Source organism: Rickettsia koreansis (genome assembly GCF_046532895.1).
Taxonomy (GTDB): domain Bacteria; phylum Pseudomonadota; class Alphaproteobacteria; order Rickettsiales; family Rickettsiaceae; genus Rickettsia; species Rickettsia rickettsii.
In genome coordinates, this window is record NZ_WHLZ01000001.1 from 140,342 (window position 1) to 158,559 (window position 18,218).

Genomic DNA, 18,218 nt, shown 5'->3' on the forward strand with positions numbered 1-18,218 from the left:
CGGCAATGCTAAAATAACTTGAGTTACAATAAGATAAACTAGCCTACCATAACTTATCTTATGAAGCAAGGGAAGTTATAGCATTTAAGAGGTAAGGATTTGATCTAAATCCCAAGCAGCATCATTAGTGTTTTGAGGATTACCTAATATATCGGGTACCATATCCAACAAATTATTAATATTGCCTCCTGTCGCTTGCAAAAGATTACTTACTTGTGTTACAACGTCTTCAGCAGTGCTACCTTGAGCATCTTGAGGATTAGTAGTCCCATCTAAAGCTTGCACTCCGGCATTAATTAATGTTACTAAATCCTTAAGGCTTGCATACCTAAAATAGTATCTTCTGTACCGCTCTCTCCCCTATTAGAACTAGTAGAAGGTTGTATATGTGGTATTTCCTCTTTGTTAGCGTGAGCAGTTGCTTGATGAACCAAAGCTGCAAGTTGTTGATCGTTAAGATTATTTTGTTTCTTTGACATTTCGGGAGATATAGTAGAATCATCCTCAGATAGATCAATTAGATCTTTTTCTTGCAATATAGAGCTTGTATCCACACTATAGCTTAAAGCTTGTAACATTGAAAAATCCTCATCTTTAATTATGCTTTCATACCATTTTTTATGTTCGTTAGCTGCATGTTTTGCATTTTCATTATTTTTATAATTATTTGGAATAGTGTATAAGCCGTATTCTCCTTTATCTGCTTCGTCTATTATGATTTTAGCTATCTTCAGCTCATCTATACTTAAGTCAATATTTTGTTTCACTTTATTTAAAAGAAGTTTCAGTATCTGATCACCTTGTGCTGCCCCTGTATTATTTTCCCAGCCTCTTATTAAACTACAATAATCTATACCTAATGTTTTAGCATGCTCTAATACTGCTTTTATAGCTTTCCATTGATTATTAGCTTTTTCATTGTCACCTTGCTGCTCATCTTTAATAGCATTCTCAGCCCATTTAGCAAGTTGAGCATATGATGCTAGCTCCCCTATTGCATTAAATATGGATACATGTTTACCTGGATAATCTACTTTTGTAATGATTTCAGATAGATCAAATTTTTGAACTAATTTCGGTAATTCCACAAGAAATTCATCATAATATGGTTTGTTTAAACTCCATTCTCTTCCATTTTGCTTGATTTCATTTATAGTTTCTTGAGTAAAGTTATATAATGAATATTTATTCATAATTTGATCCGTTTGTAATTATTGGTTAAATTTATATTTAAAAAACCACGAAGCATGGTATTTTTTAAAAATGCTTTAAATTGTTAGGTACTGTACACTTTTGATTAATGATTATAATTTGCAGCTAAAAATAGCCATAATTATGATTATTCTATTACAAGAGTACAGTACCTAATTGACTGATTAAATAAAAATGTTTATTATCAATCCAAATTAAATGTAAAAGTATATTTTATGAAAGTTGTTAGCTCATTAAAATCGTTAAAAAAACGTGATAAAGATTGTCAGATCGTTAAAAGAAGAGGCAAAATTTTTGTAATAAATAAAAAGAATAAAAGATTTAAAGCAAAACAAGGTTAATTAATCGTTTTTGGAGAAAAAAAATATACTCGATGAACTTGAAAAATTAGCTACGTCGCCTTTGTAAGTCCTCGGATGCTGAGTATTTATTATATGCTCCGATCCTCAGTTTGCAGACTCCTTGCTCTTTTTCAAGTTGATCTTCGTATATTACTTTTCATTTTACTTCAGAGTATATAATACTACTTTTGAAAGAAAAGAAATAAATATGGCCGGTCATTCAAAGTTCAAAAATATTCAGCATCGTAAAGGGGCTCAAGATAAAAAAAGAGCAAAAGTTTTCACTAAATTAATTCGTGAAATAGTTACTGCAGCTAAAACCGGTTCTTCTAATAACCCTGAAAATAATCCACGTCTTAGAAATGCTTTAACCGCTGCACGTAGTCAAAATCTCCCTAAAGAAAGAATAGATAAAGCTATTAATAGTGCTAATGATTCTTCTAATACCGAAAATTATACGGAAATTAGATATGAAGGTTATGCATCGAATGGTATTGCTATAATAGTTGAAGCTTTAACCGATAATAAAAACCGCACTGCTGCAGAAGTACGCTCTAGTTTTACTAAATATGGTGGGAGTTTAGGCGAAACCGGTAGTGTCAATTATTTATTCAACCATTGCGGAGTTATTCAGTATCCAATAAATATAGCATCTAATGAAGATGTTTTAGAGGCAGTCATAGAGGCCGGGGGGTATGATATTATATCAGATGATACCACCCATACAATCTATACGGATATTGAAAATTTCTCTAAAGTTCTAGAATTTTTAACTGGCAAATATGGTATACCTGAAGATTCGTATATAGGCTGGATCCCATTAAATACAATAATTATAGATGATAAGGAAAAAGCTGAAAAATTACTAAAGCTTGTGGAAGTTTTAGAAGAAAGCGATGATGTGCAAAGAGTTTTTGGGAATTATGAGTTATCTGATGATGTTTACGAAATAATACAAGGAGAACCATGACTTATAACGATGCAAATTATCAAATAATTATTTTAGCAGCCGGTAAAGGTACTAGAATGGAGTCCGATTTACCGAAAGTAATGCATAAAGTCGGTGGAGTTCCAATGCTTGAAACGGTATTAAAGAATTCGCTTAATGTTACAAATGATGTAATTATAGTTTATTCAGAAGAACTTAAAAAATATTTAACGTCCTATGAAAATATGTGTCGCTTTGTACTGCAAGAAGAACCTAAAGGCACAGCCCATGCTACTTATGCAGCAATAGATTTAATTAATAAAAATAAAACAATATTAGTTTTATACGCTGATCATCCTCTTATTACTCCAAAACTTATGCATGAATTAATAGCTTATTTAAGCCTTACTAATTCTGCATTAGTGACTTTAAGCTTTGAGAGAGCAAATCCGGTTCAATATGGGAGAATAGCTACTGATAAAAATGGTGAATTTTTAGAGATAATCGAACATAAAAATGCAAGCGCAGAAGAGAAAAACATAAAGCTTTGTAATTCAGGTATTATGGCTTTCAGTAGCGAAATTTTAAATAAATACTTACCTTTATTTGCTACTAATACTAACGGTCATAAGGAAGTTTATTTAACTGAAATAGTAAAAATATGTAAAAATCACGGTGAAAAAGTTTCATATTTATTATCTACTGATCATGATTTAATTGTTGGTGTTAATACTAAAAATGAGCTAGAAGAAGCTAATAATATTTTTTCTCAGAATAAGTCTTAGCTTTGTCGTATGGATACCCAAGTCGTCATTGCAAGCGACTAAAGGCTTTGTGGCATAGATCGTTTTATGTCATTCCCGCGAGAAAGCGGGAATCCAGTAAAACCTATAAAAAACTTGTTTTTATAGGTTTATTTTTTGGGATCCTTGCTTCCGCTGGGATGATATCGAGTAGGCTTTTTACTCTATGCAACAACATCAATACCTTGTGAGCATGACATAGGTAGCCATACAGGCAATGCTAAAAATTTGGGAGAGATGGCCGAGCGGTTTAAGGCGCACGCCTGGAAAGCGTGTTCACGGCAACGTGTCGGGGGTTCGAATCCCCCTCTCTCCGCCAGCTCAGTTTATGGTATACTCGCATTATTTCAAGCATTGAATTTGTTATCAAATGGTGAGTGTGTACAGTTTATACTTGATAAGTGAGTATGTGAATTCATGCAGATAACAAAGAGCAATTCTTAAAAGCAGAAGAGTATGTTATGCTCGTTTATTTTCTTTATAATACTTAGTATATTTATCTAGTAAAGGAACATGTGCAGTTGCTGCTTCTGATTTAAAAAATTCTATGCTCTCTTTACTTAAAGAAATGGTTACTTTTACTGAATCATCTTTTAATAAAAGTTCTCTAGGGTGCGGCAAGAAATCTTTTACTATTTTTACTTCCCATATTTCCCCATCAGTGTATTTTATTCTCTTGCTCATAAATTCTCTTACCTTTGCGCCAGTATCCTGCTCTAAAAATTCTTATATGATTATCTTGGAACGTAAAACGGCCTGTTAAAATATTACCATCAACTTTACCTAAACAAAAATATCTTTTGTAATACTAACTTACCACGCTCTAGTCTGGACAGTTAGCCAATTTTTGTAGTTTATCGAACCGGAAAGCCAAATAGTAATCAAGGTTTCCACTTTCGAGTATTTAAAAGTTTCATATGCATTTGTTATTACATTTATAAAGTCTAAAAGCTTTTTACAAAGCTTATCGTCTACTAATTACCTCAATATTGATAGTCTTTTAATTTCTATTTTTACTTTTATAATAGGTAAAAAGCTTATGGAATATTTAGAAGAAATAGCAAAAAAATATAGCTCCAAATATAGCCCCGTAATCGTTGATCTTACTTCTGGTTATCGACGTGCTAAAGACAGTACGCATATATTTTATGAAGTGCTAGGTTATCATAATTCCGGAGAAATGGCTAAATTATATTTAAGATAAGAGTTATGAAGAATGAATCTGTACAGAATATACGTTTAACCACTGCAACCGTTGCTGATTACCCTCTAATCCACAATATGGTACGGTTTTATATATATGATATATCGCGTTATTGTGGGTTTGAATCAGATGAATATGATTGGACATTGCCACGAGATGGTTTATATGAAGCTGATGATTACAAAAAATATTTTATAGAAACGAATAGGAAAGCCTATTGAATTAAAGTAAATGACGAAATAGCAGGTTTTATATTGCTTAATAAGGTTGGAACGCATTATAAAATCGATTGGAATATGGGGGAATTTTTTATTATAGCAAGATTTCAAAATAAAGGAGTTGGTAGGCAAGTAGCTAAGCAAATTTGGCAAGTGCATAAAAGATTATGGGAAGTTGCGGTTATTCCTGACAATAAACCGGCATTAATATTTTGGCGGAAAGTCATTAACGAATTTACCAAAGGTAATTATCTTGAAGAAGTTAAACTTGTTCAAATTAGTGATTATAAGGCCGAAAGAGTTATTTTTGAATTTGGTGCCAATATATTATGAATATAAATTTTACTAAAACCTAATCTCTGCTTTTGCTAAATCTTTTAAAGTGCGTGATCCGGTGCATAGCATGGTAATTTTAAGCTGCTCGATTATCAATTGTATCTCTTCGAAAAGCAAGCTTTCAGAAGTATCTGCCGCTTTTAAAAATTGACCGGCAAGTCCAAAAATATTAGCTCCTATACGAATTGCTTTTGCACCGTCAATGCCGGATTTTAACCCGCCACTGGTAATAATCGGAATATCTTTTGAAACTTCCCGCACCATTTTTAGAGAATCTAAAGTCGGGATTCCCCAGTTAATAAAGCTACTAGCTATACGGTTTTGTAACGAATTTGTAGCACGATAAGCCTCTACTTGACTCCAAGATGTCCCACCGCTCCCTGCAATATCAAGAACCTTAACCCCTGCGTCAATAAGACGCTCAGCAACTTTTTTAGATAAACCGTATCCTACTTCCTTAACAATTACCGGGATAGAGAGGTAATTAACCACTTCTCTTATCTTAGGTAACAGCTTTTCCCAGTTTCTATTACCTTCCGGCTGAGTCAGTTCCTGTAATACGTTTAAGTGTAAAATTAAGGCATCGGCTTTAATAGCATCCACTAAATACTGACATTCTTTAGGTGTCACTCCGTAATTAAGCTGTACTGCACCGATATTGGCTAGTAAAGGGATATCGGGAGCTATATGCCTTACTGCAAATGTCTTGATTGTATCCGGTTCCGTTAACAAAACCCGCATAGAGCCAAGCCCCATAGCAATACCGGCTTTTTGAGCGACCTGTGCAAGTCTATAGTTAATATCTCTAGCTCTAGTCGTGCCTCCGGTCATACTAGAAATTAGGATAGGTGCTTGTAAAGATTTTCCGAGGAAAGTAGTAGTTGTATTTACACTATCGTAGTTAATTTCCGGTAATGCATTGTGAATAAATTGAATAGATTCAAAACCGCTTTTAAGTGTAGATTCAACGTTTTTCGTAAGATTAATTTCAATATGGTCTTGCTTTCTTTCTATATCTAAATTCTGATCTTTTAGCATTTTCTCACTAATTCTTTTTACACTTAATCTATATTAATATATCTAGGTTCTGTGAAGATTTCTAATTGATTTTTTATTTTGAAGTATTTTTTAGCGAAAATTAATAAGATTTTTGAAGGAATAGTTATTCATATTTCTTTCAAAAAAACTTATAATGTGCAGCAAAAAAGAGTCATAATTATGATTATTCTATTAAATGTCCACAGAACCTAAGCATTAAAGAAATAATCAAGTGCTGCAAGTTTTGAAGGTAAGTTTATTAATGGGTCTGAACGCTCAAAATCATAAGCATTGTAAATTTGGATGTATCCTATAGGAGTACAATCTGCTTCTATAATGTAAGCGTGTATATTTTTAGGCTCATTATTTTCTAGCTTATACCCTCTAATATAGCTTGAGTATTTTTGTTCGATCAATTCTAAACTCCATTCTATATTCTTATTCCACCATAGTTTTATATGTGGCATTTCTAGCCATTTTAAAAAAAGCAAAAAATGAGAAGTAGAAAGTGGGGTAAAGCTTATGTTAATATATTTCTTATCATTAAATAACTTGTATTACCTTTAAAATGCCCCGCTTTGAGCCTTATATTCTCCAACCTGTTGTAATACCAATTAATTTAATTTCTGATAATTGTGTAATTACTTTATGCATTTTATAGCCTCTTATTAATTCACTAAGTAAGTTAAAACTAATCTAAAAAGGAATTATAATAAGATTTGAATATTATCTAACTTTTTTTGAAAAGCAAAAAGTCCTTAGTTTATGATATGTTTACTGTGTGAAATATTTATAAATTGAAATAGCAATAAGACATGGTGGAGCCAGGGGGAGTCGAACCCCCGACCTTTTGAATGCCATTCAAACACTCTACCAACTGAGCTATGACCCCAATATAGTCAATTGATTTGGACTCGCCTGCATCATCATTAGTCGTTCTCCTATTAGTTAGGCTTAACTCCTTGCTTCTGGTGTGCAAATCCCACTGACTTGACTATAACAAATTAATTCTCTTATACTATAATAATAAAACTAAATCTATAAAATTTAATCTTTATTTTGCTAACAATGCCATAGCATCTCTAGAAGACATTATATTATCTACTAATCCAAATTTTTTTGCTTCTTCCGGTGACATGAAATTATCACGTTCCATACTTTTTTCGATATGTTTTAACTCTTGTTCAGTATGTTTACTATACAATTCGTTAAGTAACCTTTTGATTTTTAGGGTTTCTTGAGCGTGGATTTCTATATCGGTAGCTTGCCCTTTATAACCTCCTGATGGTTGATGGATCATAATACGACTGTGAGGTAAACTATAACGCATCCCCTTCTCGCCCCCGCACAGTAAAAGTGAACCCATAGAACAAGCTTGACCTATGCATAATGTAGCCACTTTAGGTTTTATATATTGCATTGTGTCATAAATCGCAAGACCTGCGGTTACAACTCCTCCTGGGGAATTGATATACATATATATATCTTTTTTAGGATTTTCTGCTTCAAGAAACAATAATTGTGCAACAATTAAGTTTGCCATATGATCTTCAACAGTACTACATACAAAGATTATACGTTCTTTTAGCAATCTTGAATATATATCATAAGCACGTTCACCGCGTGATGTTGGTTCAATTACTATCGGTACATACGACATTAATATTTTCTCCTGAAATTGATGAATTAAATAGTTTTTCGTCATTACGAGGAGGTTATTTTAATAACCGACGTGGCAATCTCATGAAGTAGCATAGAACTCCTGAGATTGCTTCGTTGAAACTTACAGTTTCTCCTCGCAATGACTTATAGATTATTACTTCTTATCTTCTAAAGCATTAGCAAGTATATCTCCCATATTGGTAGTATTATCACTAGAACCATATTCTTTGAGAGCTTTTTGACGTTCTGCTATTTTATGAGCTTTTACCGATAATAAAATTCTACCGGTTGATTTCTCGATAGAAACAACTTTTGCTTCTATTTCTTTGTCTATTTGAAACATTTCAGGCTTCTGCTCGTCTTTTTCATCCGATAGTTCAGTTCTTTTAATAAAACCTGCTACTTTATTGTTTAATAATACTTCGAGTCCCTCATCTTTAACTTCTGTTATAAGGGCTTTAACTATTGTGCCTTTTTTATATTCATTACTGATTTCTTGATATGGATTCGGCGACAATTGTTTTATACCTAAACTAACTTGTTCTTTTTCAATATTAATGGCTAGAACTTTGCATTCTATTTCGTCACCTTTTTTGTATGATTTTAATAGATCCGTTCCTTTATCTTCCCAGCTAATATCACCTTCATGAATCATGCCGTCCATATTATTACCGAGTGCAACAAAAATACCGAAATCCGTAATATTTCTAATCGGTGCTTTAATTATAGTACCAACAGGATTATTTTCAGCGAACTTTGTTAAAGGATTTTCTTGGCATTGTTTAATACTTAAAGAAACACGATGCTTTTCAGTATCGACCTCTAAAACTACGAATTCTACTTCTTGCCCTATAGTTAGCGTTTTTCTAGGATTTTGATTAGATTTTAACCAACTAATTTCGCTTGAATGAACAAGTCCCTCAAGCCCGTCTTTTAATTCTATAAATACGCCGTAATCAGCAAAATTTGTAACTTTACCGGTCATTTGTTTACCGACGGGGAATTCTTCTTTAATTGCTTCCCATGGGTTAGAATCAAGTTGTTTTATACCGAGTGATATTCTTTTGGTTTTTTCATCAAACTTAATAACCATTACTTTAACCTTTTGGTTAAATTCTAACACTTCTGAAGGATGGTTAACTCTTCTCCAAGAAATATCGGTTAAATGTAATAAACCGTCAACACTTCCAAGATCGATAAACGCACCGTAATCAGTAATATTTTTTACGGTTCCTTCTAATACCATGCCTTCTTTAATTTTAGATAGCATCTCATCTCTAGCTTCAGAACGTGATTCTTCTAAAATAGCTCTTCTTGAAACTACTATATTACCAAGCTTTTTATCCATACTTAAAATTTTAAACGGTTGCTTGATATTCATTATAGAAGTAGGATCTTTAATAGGCCTAACGTCAACTTGGCTTCCTGGTAAGAATGCCACTACACCGGATAAATCCACGGTAAAGCCTCCTTTTACACGACCGAAAATCGTACCGTCGACAAATTCGCCCTTGGAACACATGATTTCTAGTTGTCCCCATAATTCTTCTTTAACTGCTTTTTCACGGCTTAATATTGTTCTGCCGTTACGTCCTTCAATTTTCTCGATGAAAACTTCAACTACGTCCCCAACTTTAGGTAAAGCTAAAAATTCAGACTTAGGTATTCTACCTTCATTTTTTAATCCAACGTCAACAATAATTATATCGTTTTTTATTTCGACTACTTGACCTTTAACTACCGTTTTTTCTTTTATATGACTTGTATCAACGGTTTCAAGCATTTTAGAGAAATCTTCTGCAAATTCATGATTCATTGCTGCAAGTTGTGGAACAAATCGTTGTTTTAGTTTTATTGACATATTCTTCTCGTAGTATTAGCTAAAGTGCCTAGGCTAATAAAAATTTTTTGAAAGGTTAATAAAATTGGATGCTCTTGCATGGCTAAAAAAAGCGTTCTATGTCATTCCCGCGTAGGCGGGAATCCAGAAAAAGCAAAACTATAACTTTTAATATTAAAAACCAAGTGCGTTTTTACCTTTTAGTTACTGAATTCCCGCCTACGCGGGAATGACATACTAGCCATGCAATAACGCCATAAAATCGAATAAAATAACCTAGCACTTTTTCAAGTTATTTTATTCTTTATATAATTTGTTACTTCTTCTACGACTTCTATAGCCGAAAGCTTTGAAGTATCGATAATTAAAGCATCTGAAGCCGGTAATAACGGTGCAGCTTTTCGCTCTTTATCTCTTTTATCTCGCAAAATTATTTGCCGTAAAATCTCATCGAGTATACATGTTTTTCCTTTTGCTTGCAACTGCTTATATCGTCTTTCAGCCCTAATTTGAGGATTTGCGGTTATAAAAATCTTTAAATCGGCGTCAGGTGCAACAACGGTGCCTATATCCCTACCCTCCATAATCATTCTAGGTGTTGTTTTTACTAGATTAATCAGGTATTTGTTTAGATTACTTCTAATTTCACTTATTACGGCAAGTTGCGATGCTATATTTCCTATATTCTCATTCTCTAAGTCAAAATTATTGTCGAGTTTTAATTCTTTAGATAAAGCAATTACCGCATCTATATCAGTGACATCTATTTTTTGACTAATACAGTCAAACGCAAGCTGCCTATAAACAATACTTGACTGAAAATATTTAAGAGAAAATTTCTTGGCCAGTATTAAACCTATAGTCCCTTTACCTGAAGCAGCAGGACCGTCAAGAGAAATAGTGAAATTTTGAGAAATATCAAAGGCTTTAGTTTTTAAATCCACCATAAAATTATAGACTAAATAATAAAATATTATAAATAATGGAAATAAAGCTTGAAATCTAGTACATTAATGAATTTTTTAAAAAAACAAGGGTTAAAAACTACATATAGATTTAGTAGTACACCCTATGATGGGGTAATCAACAAATTAATTTTTTGATTTACAGCTTTAGCGTATTTTTGAAGGCTTAAGAAATTAGGAATATGATGTCCGCTTTCCATTCTTGCTATTTGAGTTTGAGAAGTAGACATTTTTTTAGCAACATCCGCCTGAGTCATATTAGATGCAAGACGAGCCTTTATTAAAGTGCTTGCTATCTCAAATTCCATTTTTCGTTCTTCATAAGCTTTTTTTACTTCGGGGTTTATAACTCTTTTTTAAATTCATCAAAGTTTTTTATTAAACCTTCCTTTAATCTTAAGTTTTAGCTATTGAAATAGCTGTTTTAGGAATTTTTTCTGTTTTTTTAATAAATGTATGCAATATAACTATTTTTTATCAATATATTAACATATAACTTGAACTAATCAATTGACACTTATCTTAATTGTAAATATTATAAGGTCCATAATTCGATAAAGCCAAAACTACATAAAGATTAAAAAAATTATAAGGGTGATTAGCTCAGTTGGTTAGAGCATTACGTTGACATCGTAAAGGTCAGTGGTTCGAATCCTCTATCGCCCACCACCTCACAATCAGGCTTTTCATAATCTACTAATTTTACCTCCCTACTCCATATGCTGCTTATATGCTCATCGCGTTTTTAAAAATGGCGCTTTAATCCTCTTACTACCTCGATTAAACCTGATGTTTAAGTTGAGGTCTTATGCACACTATATGCTGCTCACATTTTACTTCTGATTGTGCAACGCATAATTTTGATGATCAAAATTCAATCATTTTCTATAATTTTGTAGGTAATTTTGTTCCTCCTGAATGGAGTACTCTTTCCTCTCATAATGGTAAGATATTAAGCAAGACTGCAAGACAACTTTTATCTCTAATAGTCTTCCGTATGCAAATCTACTACAATAATAGTATTAATGAGCTTCAAGAAACTTATCATTTCTTTGAGGAACATTTGGGAGTTTGTCAAGAACGTGTCAGACAGTGTCTAATTGAGCTAAAAAAGAGTGGCTTTATTGAAGTATACAAAGCAACTATTGTAAAATATGGCATTAAATGCCGTAATACTCCTTGTATTAAGCTTATTAAAAATTTTCAACCTGCTTCTAGCAAAATACCATCTGAAAATGAAAAAAATTTTCCACCAACTCCAAAAAAATTTGGGGTGAAACCCAAAGAAATTTTGCCTCAACCCCAAAAAACTTTGGATGAGACAATATATATAGATAATAATAAAAATATATCTAATAAATCTAGATCTAGTGAATCTACAATTTTAAAAAATGAAATTGATCAAAATGAGCAATTATCACAACATTCACAATTTGCAACAAAAAAATCAGTAAATGACCAGCAAGAGAGCAAACAACCCGCAACATCTGGAAATAATTTTATCATTGGTCCACTGCAGATTAATAAGACATTCCAAGCAATTCTTGATAAGGTTAATCATGCACGATGTGAACAAGCATCATTGGCTAATAATAATTCAGCAGTAAGAGATACAAAGCATAATGGCTGGTTCAAAAGGAAGAAATTAGCAGATTTTTACCCTTTAAGCCAAGAAGATGCTGACTTATTACAAATAAAATCAAATCGTGAATTTAATCTAGATTTTATCAACAAACTGTTACTCAAGCTAGCAGGCGAATATTCCAATCATCATTTTGGCCATAAGAAGGTGTTACTAAACTATATGGCTAAGGCTCTTGCTCATGAGCTAAGAGAAACTACTAAAGCTAATTGTGAGCAGTTTCAGTTTAAATCTAGCAATGTAAATAAGAATAAAGAACAGTACCTAGATAAGATAGAAAGCAGCTTTGACACTAGCAAACAAGCTCAGTTAAAACGTAAAATCATTGGTAGTTTTGATCCTGATTCAGCTTATGAATTATTAAGCTCCTGCTTATTTATTGGGGTAGTAGGTAATAGATATCAAATCAAACTGCTTAAAACTATTATGCTTTCAGAAAATGCACAAGATAAAATACTACAACAAGTACAAATGATTTATGGACAAGCTGTTAAACAGTTGGAAATAATACCATGCGCTAAACTTGAAGTGAAGCAGAATAATACTGAAGATGAAAAACAAACTTATCTATTGCAGCTAAGCAAACAATTAAATCCTGATTCAGTATGGTACAGGGCACGGAAATTTCTTATTGAACGTTATAACCAATATATTGATTATGGTGTATTAAGTAAATTAGTAGTGGTAGAGGAAGATGCAATTAATAAGAAGGTAATTCTTAAATCAATATCAGCTTTTAATGATTATTATATTAGAAATCGTCATATGCAAGATCTAGAGGAAGCTTTTGCAGCTCAAGGGTTTACCTTTGAATTGATTAAGTTTCAAAGATAATTAAAGCTTAAGAATAATTATGCAGGCAGAAAATTTCCTCTAATAATTGGTTATGATTACCTCATCAGACATTTTGTTATGTTCAGGCATTGAGTATTTAACCTTAATAGTGTTAATGTTAAAATTTTTGTATAAGTTTCTAATAAAAGGAGTATCACTATTAGAAATCATTATTTTAACATTTTTATCATTGAGTTCTGCAGCAAAATCTCTGAGTCTAGTTTGCTCACTTTCATCAAAGGGTAATCTAGTATAAAACTTTTCACCTGATTTATGATAAGGAGGATCAAAATATACAAAATCATTTTTTTGTGGTTCAATGAAAGAAAAATCCATAGCACAAATAGACGCACCAGCGAGTAAGCTACTACATTGTTTTAATCGAATGGCAATGTCAAATTTATTATAATTCCTGCCAGAAAAAGTTTGAGCCGGTTTGCCATCAATATTGATCCGGTAAATGCCTTTAAATGAATATCTATTAAGATAAATAAATCTTGCAGTGATTTTTGCCGGATCATTGCTATCATTATTGTTTCTAACTTGATAATAATGTTCTTTGGAGTGTTTTTCTTTATAGGAGTCTAACAATTTACTAACCTCATTTGGATTCTTCTTGATTGCGTTATAGGACGTCACTAGCTCTAGGTTAATATCGGATAGGAAACAATGTTTAAATTTATCTCTAACTTGAAAGAACAAAGCCCCTCCACCAAGGAAAGGTTCATAATAGTTATTTAACTTTGCAGGAATAAATTTAACTAATTGATCAATGATTTTTCTTTTGCCCCCGACCCATTGCAGAAATGGTTGCGCCTTATTGAAGTTATTTACTGACATAGAGCTATTTATTAAATATTTATACCATAAATTATAGTGCAAAACATGCTTAAATGCTAGCGAAATACTGTAGTTCAAAGGTTTTTAAGTGTTTTTTTATAGCATAATTAACGCTAGTTTTAATTTTTATGTAATGGGTAAAGAATTGTGTTGATGGATAAGCTAATTAATCATGTCTCATTTATGCAGCTGTTTGTCATATTATGCAAAAATCTGTCAAAAAAGCTCAAAAATCCTCTGTACTTCTGAGAATTGCGGTAATATCTGTGAGGTGATACTGCATAAATGTAGTATCGCACAGAGGTTAAGTTAAAACTACGAAATTTTATTATTTTAACCTCTGCGCCACCATTTTTGTAACCAAAAACAGTAGAGAAAAATTATGGCAATTAACAACGAAAATCAACAAAAAGATCTCAATAAGCTCGAGAATTTTATCAAACATAATTGGCAAATTCAATTATCCCCAATATTTGTCACATTAATACCATCATCCGAATCAGTATCCAATCAGAAAGCTACTCAAGTTGATCTGGTAACACATTATGCTGATATAATTAAATATAAATTAGAGTTGGAAGAAGTAACAAATAAGTTAAAACAAGTGGAATGTGTTAAAAGAGATTTAATTCAAAGCATAATATATGGTTTGAAGATTCCATGTAATAAGATTTTTGCATTAGTAGCACTACTTCATGAAATAGAAGATGATCTGCAAAAGCAGGATTGCTTAGCAAGTATAGTGGACTTTATTCAAGAATTACTGGATTACTATGATAAATTAAGCAACAATTTATGTAGTAATAATGGACTGATCCCTATAGTATTAAAGAGATTTGATCCACAACAATTAGTAAATAAAATTATTGATAAAGCGCTGCCAATTGCTCAGCATAAAGGATTAAATTTATCATGTAATTTTCAATATGATATAACTAATTCTGTAATTAGTGATTCTTATCGAATACAGGCAATATTAGAGCAATTAATAGATAATTCTATAAAATTTACCAATCAAGGTAATGTGGTAGTAACAGTAAACATGTTTGCCATTAGTCCCGCTTTATCTGAATCAGAACAAAATAAGAGAGAAATGGTATTGCAATTTATCGTACATGACACAGGAATTGGTTTGAGCAGAGAAATACAGGAATATTTACGTAAAGAATTTGATGGGTTTGATATCCAATATGAAGAATTAGTTTCAGGATTAAGTTTTGTAAAACGACTTATTGATGAGCTACATGGAGAAATTGAAGTAACAAGTACAAAAGGTAAAAGTTCTACTATCACATGTAATATACCAGTAAAATTACCTCTGCTTGATGATGTTCTTTATGATGATAATTAAATAAAAAATAATATAATTATTTACATTAATAGGTTATAACTTTTTAAATCTACTTAACCTTCCAAGGTGGAACTAATATGGTTACTCAATCTAGTAAAGAGAAGTTCATAATAGATTGTCGTTACAGCAAGAGGTTAATTGATAAACTGCTATCAATAAATAGAAAATCTAAAATTAAGGTTGATTTTAATAAAATAAAAAAAGCTATTTATTTTGCTAAAGAATATCATGACAAGCAAAAGCGAGGAACAGGAGAACCATATTATTTCCACCCACTAGAAGTAGCTTATATTGTAGCTGATTACGTATTCAGGACAAATGTAATAATCACAGCTATACTGCATGATTGCATAGAAGATACGATACTTACTAAAGAAATAATTGCACAAGAGTTTGGCAATAAAGTTGCGGGTCAAGTGGAAGATTTAACTAGAATCAAACAAAATAGTAAAATAAGCTCAGCGGAAATAGTTAAAATATTATATCAACAAAATAAAAAAGATTTATTATTGGTTAAGCTATGTGATCGATTGCATAACATGCAAACAATCAAAGCCAAATCTCCTGAGAAAGTGTGGAAGACAACGTTTGAAACTTTACAAATATTTTTAGCCTTAGCCGCTTATTTAAAAATGCCTAAAATTGCTCAGCAATTAGAACAACATTGTTGGAACGTGATTTCCAGTTATAAAATGTTGCAAAATAAATTGTTGTTACAAGAATGCAATGATTTAAGGTATTGAGATTTAAGAAAATAAGTAAGCAAAGAACCTATTCATCCAAAATAGAAATTATAATTGTAAAAATAAAGTATTTTATATTTCATTGATATTGAGTTACATTTAATATGTATATGGTCTTAAGTTCTAGATCAGTATTAATTAAGTAATATATAATAGTATGCTGAACCCATTAAATAAATAGATATTTAAGTGAATATCTAGGGATTATTAAAGACGTTTGATGTTTATTTATATTTGGTATTTTTACTAATGAGTGATTTTGTATTTAAGTTAATAAGCGTTAACAAAAAGCATTAAAACCAATTGCTAATTACCTGACATTCAGTAACCAGAATTATTTTTAGGAGGGGATAATGAAAAGAGCAGAGATGGTGGCGAATTTGAAACAAGAGCAAGCCGCTAATAAGTTATATCAAGAGGCAAAAAAAATGTTGCATAAAGCATGGGAACTTGCAATAGCTAAAGCTGATGATAAATATAATAAGGAAGTAGAAGCTAAATTTTATGAGGTAAAGAATAAGCTAGCTGAAGCAGACGCACTTGTTCCAAGTAATAGTGAATATAAAAAGTGGAGTGTAGTTGAAAGGTTTTTAGCAAGTTCAGTAGCAGAGGATGATCCATATTGTGATGTAAAACGTTTTGAAATTAAAAAATGGTTTGAATATTATACAGGTTTTCTTAATAAACGCATAACGTATCCAAGTGATTATACAGTTGAAGTTATATATAAAATACTATCTTATAATGAGTGTTGGAGTGGTTCTGAACTTAATAGAGCTGCTGTTGCAAAAAAATTAATAATATCTAAAAGATGGGATGGTGAACCATTAGAAGATAGTTTAAAACGTTATCATATTGCTTGTCAATTCTGTTTAGAGAGTGATATTAATGGAATACTTGATAGCAGAAAGGAGATAGGGACTATAGAAAGGTTTATACATCTTGCTATTAGTTCTAATAAATTGTCGGCTTTTTGGTGTTACTATACAAATATTGTTAACGTTGAAACCCCCAATCCAGATCTTGTAAATAAGTTTAAACAACTAGCAGGTGATATCAATGATAAGCAAGTTTTATATAAATATGGAATTGATTCTGCGGTAGCAGTAGGCAGTAAGGAGGCAGTAGAATTTTTTTGGAAAAAACTACCTAATAAAGACCCTAAGATTTTATTTGAGGCGGCAATAAAGACTCCAAATAATTATGGACCTGATGATTCTTATATTGTAGCTTTTTGCATTGACCAATTAGATTCGTATGAACAACCGGAGCTTTTTAGGAAACTTATGAGGGAGGATTTCATTAAGAGTGCTCATGGACGTTCTCATGTCATGATTAGATTAAGAGAGGGTTTTTACGAACATCTGGAAAAAGTAATTAAATATTTGAAGCCAAGTGATTTTCCTAGGGAAGAATATGAGATGTTAACTTGGCGTACATGTAAGAATATAGTTTCTGGTCCTAAAGCTCTATTTGATCAAGCAGTACAGTTTTTAAGCTGGTTGTGGGATTTGCCAGGGTTTGAAAGTCATAGGCAACATTTCCAAGATTCTGTGGAAACAACATCTAGTGCATTAGGTGATCTTATAAATATTGGAGTATTAGAACCGGTCCATAAGATACTTGACTCAATGGATACTCTTCATACCAAATTATTTACTTTAACATGTTCTGAAGGGGGTAATGTTTGTTACAGCCTATATATTCAAAATGAGAAAGAATTATTACAAAAGCTTTTAGGTTCTATTAAGACCACTATCAAAAAATCTACTAATAAGTTTTTAGAAAAATCAGATCAAGAAGTATTAGAGAAGTTAGAGAGTGTATTAACTAAACAAGCTGCCAAATCTGATAATCAAGAACAAAAAAACATCAACATTTCAGGTGATGATGTCTCAGTTTCTTTACAGGCATTTAATTTTTATAAACAATATGATAGGCAATCACTAGAGAAACTATTATATAATGCATTTGGTGATACTAAAGGAGAAAAACTTTTACAAAAAATAGATCAAGCTATGTTAGGTAAATTAAACAATATGATTTCTAACACTCAAAAATCATACAAAGAATCTCTATTTTATAACTCTAGTGATAGTGACCATCATGATAATCCACAAGATGATAGTAGTGATTTATCAGATTCTTCAGTATTAGTAATGGGAGAAGGAGATAATTCTGAATTTACTAGCAGTTGATAATAACTGACTGATTTAGATAAAAAACATTATAGCTTTTTAATAAAAGTTTTAGTTATTTTT

General features: G+C 31.7%; 18 protein-coding genes, 3 tRNA genes and 2 pseudogenes. 12 read left to right on the forward strand and 11 right to left on the reverse strand.

Going from position 1 to position 18,218, the window contains the following annotated elements; translation table 11 throughout:
- Nucleotides 1-84: 84 nt before the first annotated feature.
- Nucleotides 85-578: pseudogene (locus GCO76_RS00905) on the reverse strand (hypothetical protein).
- Between the two features lie 849 nt (nucleotides 579-1,427).
- Between GCO76_RS00905 and ykgO the strand changes: the two are divergent.
- The 4 genes from ykgO to GCO76_RS00925 all read left to right on the forward strand — a co-directional run bounded on the left by ykgO (nucleotide 1,428) and on the right by GCO76_RS00925 (nucleotide 3,603).
- Nucleotides 1,428-1,553, forward strand: coding sequence for a type B 50S ribosomal protein L36 (gene ykgO, locus GCO76_RS00910; RefSeq protein WP_004998227.1), 126 nt, complete (start codon nucleotides 1,428-1,430; stop codon nucleotides 1,551-1,553).
- A gap of 208 nt (nucleotides 1,554-1,761) precedes the next feature.
- Nucleotides 1,762-2,523 carry a YebC/PmpR family DNA-binding transcriptional regulator gene (locus GCO76_RS00915; protein ID WP_103897709.1) on the forward strand — a complete coding sequence of 254 codons (762 nt, stop codon included), beginning with the start codon at nucleotides 1,762-1,764 and terminating at the stop codon, nucleotides 2,521-2,523.
- Nucleotides 2,520-3,266, forward strand: coding sequence for a sugar phosphate nucleotidyltransferase (locus GCO76_RS00920; protein ID WP_103897708.1), 747 nt, complete (start codon nucleotides 2,520-2,522; stop codon nucleotides 3,264-3,266). The genes GCO76_RS00915 and GCO76_RS00920 overlap by 4 nt, the downstream gene beginning before the upstream one ends.
- Before the next feature lie 249 nt (nucleotides 3,267-3,515).
- A tRNA-Ser gene (locus GCO76_RS00925) sits at nucleotides 3,516-3,603 on the forward strand.
- A gap of 140 nt (nucleotides 3,604-3,743) precedes the next feature.
- Here GCO76_RS00925 and GCO76_RS00930 read toward each other — a convergent pair.
- Nucleotides 3,744-3,968, reverse strand: a complete 225-nt coding sequence (locus GCO76_RS00930; RefSeq protein WP_410955870.1) for a CopG family transcriptional regulator — start codon at nucleotides 3,966-3,968, stop codon at nucleotides 3,744-3,746.
- Nucleotides 3,969-4,305: 337 nt separating this feature from the next.
- Between GCO76_RS00930 and GCO76_RS00935 the strand changes: the two are divergent.
- The 3 genes and pseudogenes from GCO76_RS00935 to GCO76_RS00945 form a co-directional block, all read left to right on the forward strand.
- A pseudogene (locus GCO76_RS00935) lies at nucleotides 4,306-4,488 on the forward strand (GNAT family N-acetyltransferase); the annotation flags it as partial.
- A 5-nt stretch (nucleotides 4,489-4,493) separates the two neighbouring features.
- Nucleotides 4,494-4,709, forward strand: a complete 216-nt coding sequence (locus GCO76_RS00940) for a hypothetical protein (RefSeq protein ID WP_410955871.1) — start codon at nucleotides 4,494-4,496, stop codon at nucleotides 4,707-4,709.
- Entirely contained in the window at nucleotides 4,710-5,039 is a 330-nt protein-coding gene (locus GCO76_RS00945; protein ID WP_410956442.1) for a GNAT family N-acetyltransferase, read from the forward strand.
- 12 nt (nucleotides 5,040-5,051) lie between these two features.
- Here the strand turns inward: GCO76_RS00945 and fni are convergent, their stop codons facing one another.
- The 8 genes from fni to GCO76_RS00985 all read right to left on the reverse strand — a co-directional run bounded on the left by fni (nucleotide 5,052) and on the right by GCO76_RS00985 (nucleotide 11,018).
- Nucleotides 5,052-6,080: a type 2 isopentenyl-diphosphate Delta-isomerase gene (fni, locus tag GCO76_RS00950; RefSeq protein WP_410955872.1), complete on the reverse strand. Its 1,029-nt coding sequence runs from the start codon at nucleotides 6,078-6,080 to the stop codon at nucleotides 5,052-5,054.
- A gap of 209 nt (nucleotides 6,081-6,289) precedes the next feature.
- Nucleotides 6,290-6,547 carry a GNAT family protein gene (locus tag GCO76_RS00955; protein WP_479725307.1) on the reverse strand — a complete coding sequence of 86 codons (258 nt, stop codon included), beginning with the start codon at nucleotides 6,545-6,547 and terminating at the stop codon, nucleotides 6,290-6,292.
- A 349-nt stretch (nucleotides 6,548-6,896) separates the two neighbouring features.
- Nucleotides 6,897-6,972 (reverse strand) — tRNA-Ala (locus GCO76_RS00960).
- 162 nt (nucleotides 6,973-7,134) lie between these two features.
- On the reverse strand, nucleotides 7,135-7,740 hold the full coding sequence (gene clpP, locus GCO76_RS00965; RefSeq protein WP_004998361.1) for an ATP-dependent Clp endopeptidase proteolytic subunit ClpP: 606 nt from the start codon (nucleotides 7,738-7,740) through the stop codon (nucleotides 7,135-7,137).
- A gap of 156 nt (nucleotides 7,741-7,896) precedes the next feature.
- The gene (locus tag GCO76_RS00970; RefSeq protein ID WP_410955874.1) at nucleotides 7,897-9,603 is read right to left on the reverse strand and encodes a 30S ribosomal protein S1; all 1,707 of its coding nucleotides are present in this window, start codon (nucleotides 9,601-9,603) and stop codon (nucleotides 7,897-7,899) included.
- A 266-nt stretch (nucleotides 9,604-9,869) separates the two neighbouring features.
- A complete protein-coding gene (gene cmk / locus GCO76_RS00975) occupies nucleotides 9,870-10,529 on the reverse strand; it encodes a (d)CMP kinase (protein ID WP_410955875.1) in 660 nt (219 codons plus the stop codon).
- Nucleotides 10,530-10,651: 122 nt separating this feature from the next.
- Nucleotides 10,652-10,855, reverse strand: coding sequence for a helix-turn-helix transcriptional regulator (locus GCO76_RS00980; RefSeq protein ID WP_410955876.1), 204 nt, complete (start codon nucleotides 10,853-10,855; stop codon nucleotides 10,652-10,654).
- 88 nt (nucleotides 10,856-10,943) lie between these two features.
- On the reverse strand, nucleotides 10,944-11,018 hold the full coding sequence (locus tag GCO76_RS00985; RefSeq protein WP_109559329.1) for a type II toxin-antitoxin system RelE/ParE family toxin: 75 nt from the start codon (nucleotides 11,016-11,018) through the stop codon (nucleotides 10,944-10,946).
- Nucleotides 11,019-11,139: 121 nt separating this feature from the next.
- Between GCO76_RS00985 and GCO76_RS00990 the strand changes: the two genes are divergently transcribed.
- Together GCO76_RS00990 and GCO76_RS00995 are read left to right on the forward strand one after the other, a co-directional pair.
- Nucleotides 11,140-11,216: transfer RNA gene (locus GCO76_RS00990), tRNA-Val, on the forward strand.
- Between the two features lie 139 nt (nucleotides 11,217-11,355).
- Nucleotides 11,356-13,023 carry a hypothetical protein gene (locus tag GCO76_RS00995; RefSeq protein ID WP_266264198.1) on the forward strand — a complete coding sequence of 556 codons (1,668 nt, stop codon included), beginning with the start codon at nucleotides 11,356-11,358 and terminating at the stop codon, nucleotides 13,021-13,023.
- A gap of 39 nt (nucleotides 13,024-13,062) precedes the next feature.
- Here the strand turns inward: GCO76_RS00995 and GCO76_RS01000 are convergent, their stop codons facing one another.
- Nucleotides 13,063-13,863, reverse strand: coding sequence for a DNA adenine methylase (locus tag GCO76_RS01000; protein ID WP_266264215.1), 801 nt, complete (start codon nucleotides 13,861-13,863; stop codon nucleotides 13,063-13,065).
- Nucleotides 13,864-14,245: 382 nt separating this feature from the next.
- Here GCO76_RS01000 and GCO76_RS01005 point away from each other — a divergent pair, with 382 nt between their 5' ends.
- From GCO76_RS01005 to GCO76_RS01015, 3 genes are all read left to right on the forward strand, one after another.
- Nucleotides 14,246-15,214 carry a sensor histidine kinase gene (locus tag GCO76_RS01005; protein ID WP_266264196.1) on the forward strand — a complete coding sequence of 323 codons (969 nt, stop codon included), beginning with the start codon at nucleotides 14,246-14,248 and terminating at the stop codon, nucleotides 15,212-15,214.
- Between the two features lie 77 nt (nucleotides 15,215-15,291).
- Nucleotides 15,292-15,957 (forward strand): HD domain-containing protein, encoded by a 666-nt coding sequence (locus GCO76_RS01010; protein WP_266264194.1) that lies wholly within the window; start codon nucleotides 15,292-15,294, stop codon nucleotides 15,955-15,957.
- A 353-nt stretch (nucleotides 15,958-16,310) separates the two neighbouring features.
- Nucleotides 16,311-18,155, forward strand: coding sequence for a hypothetical protein (locus tag GCO76_RS01015; RefSeq protein ID WP_266264193.1), 1,845 nt, complete (start codon nucleotides 16,311-16,313; stop codon nucleotides 18,153-18,155).
- The last annotated feature ends 63 nt before the right edge of the window (nucleotides 18,156-18,218 follow it).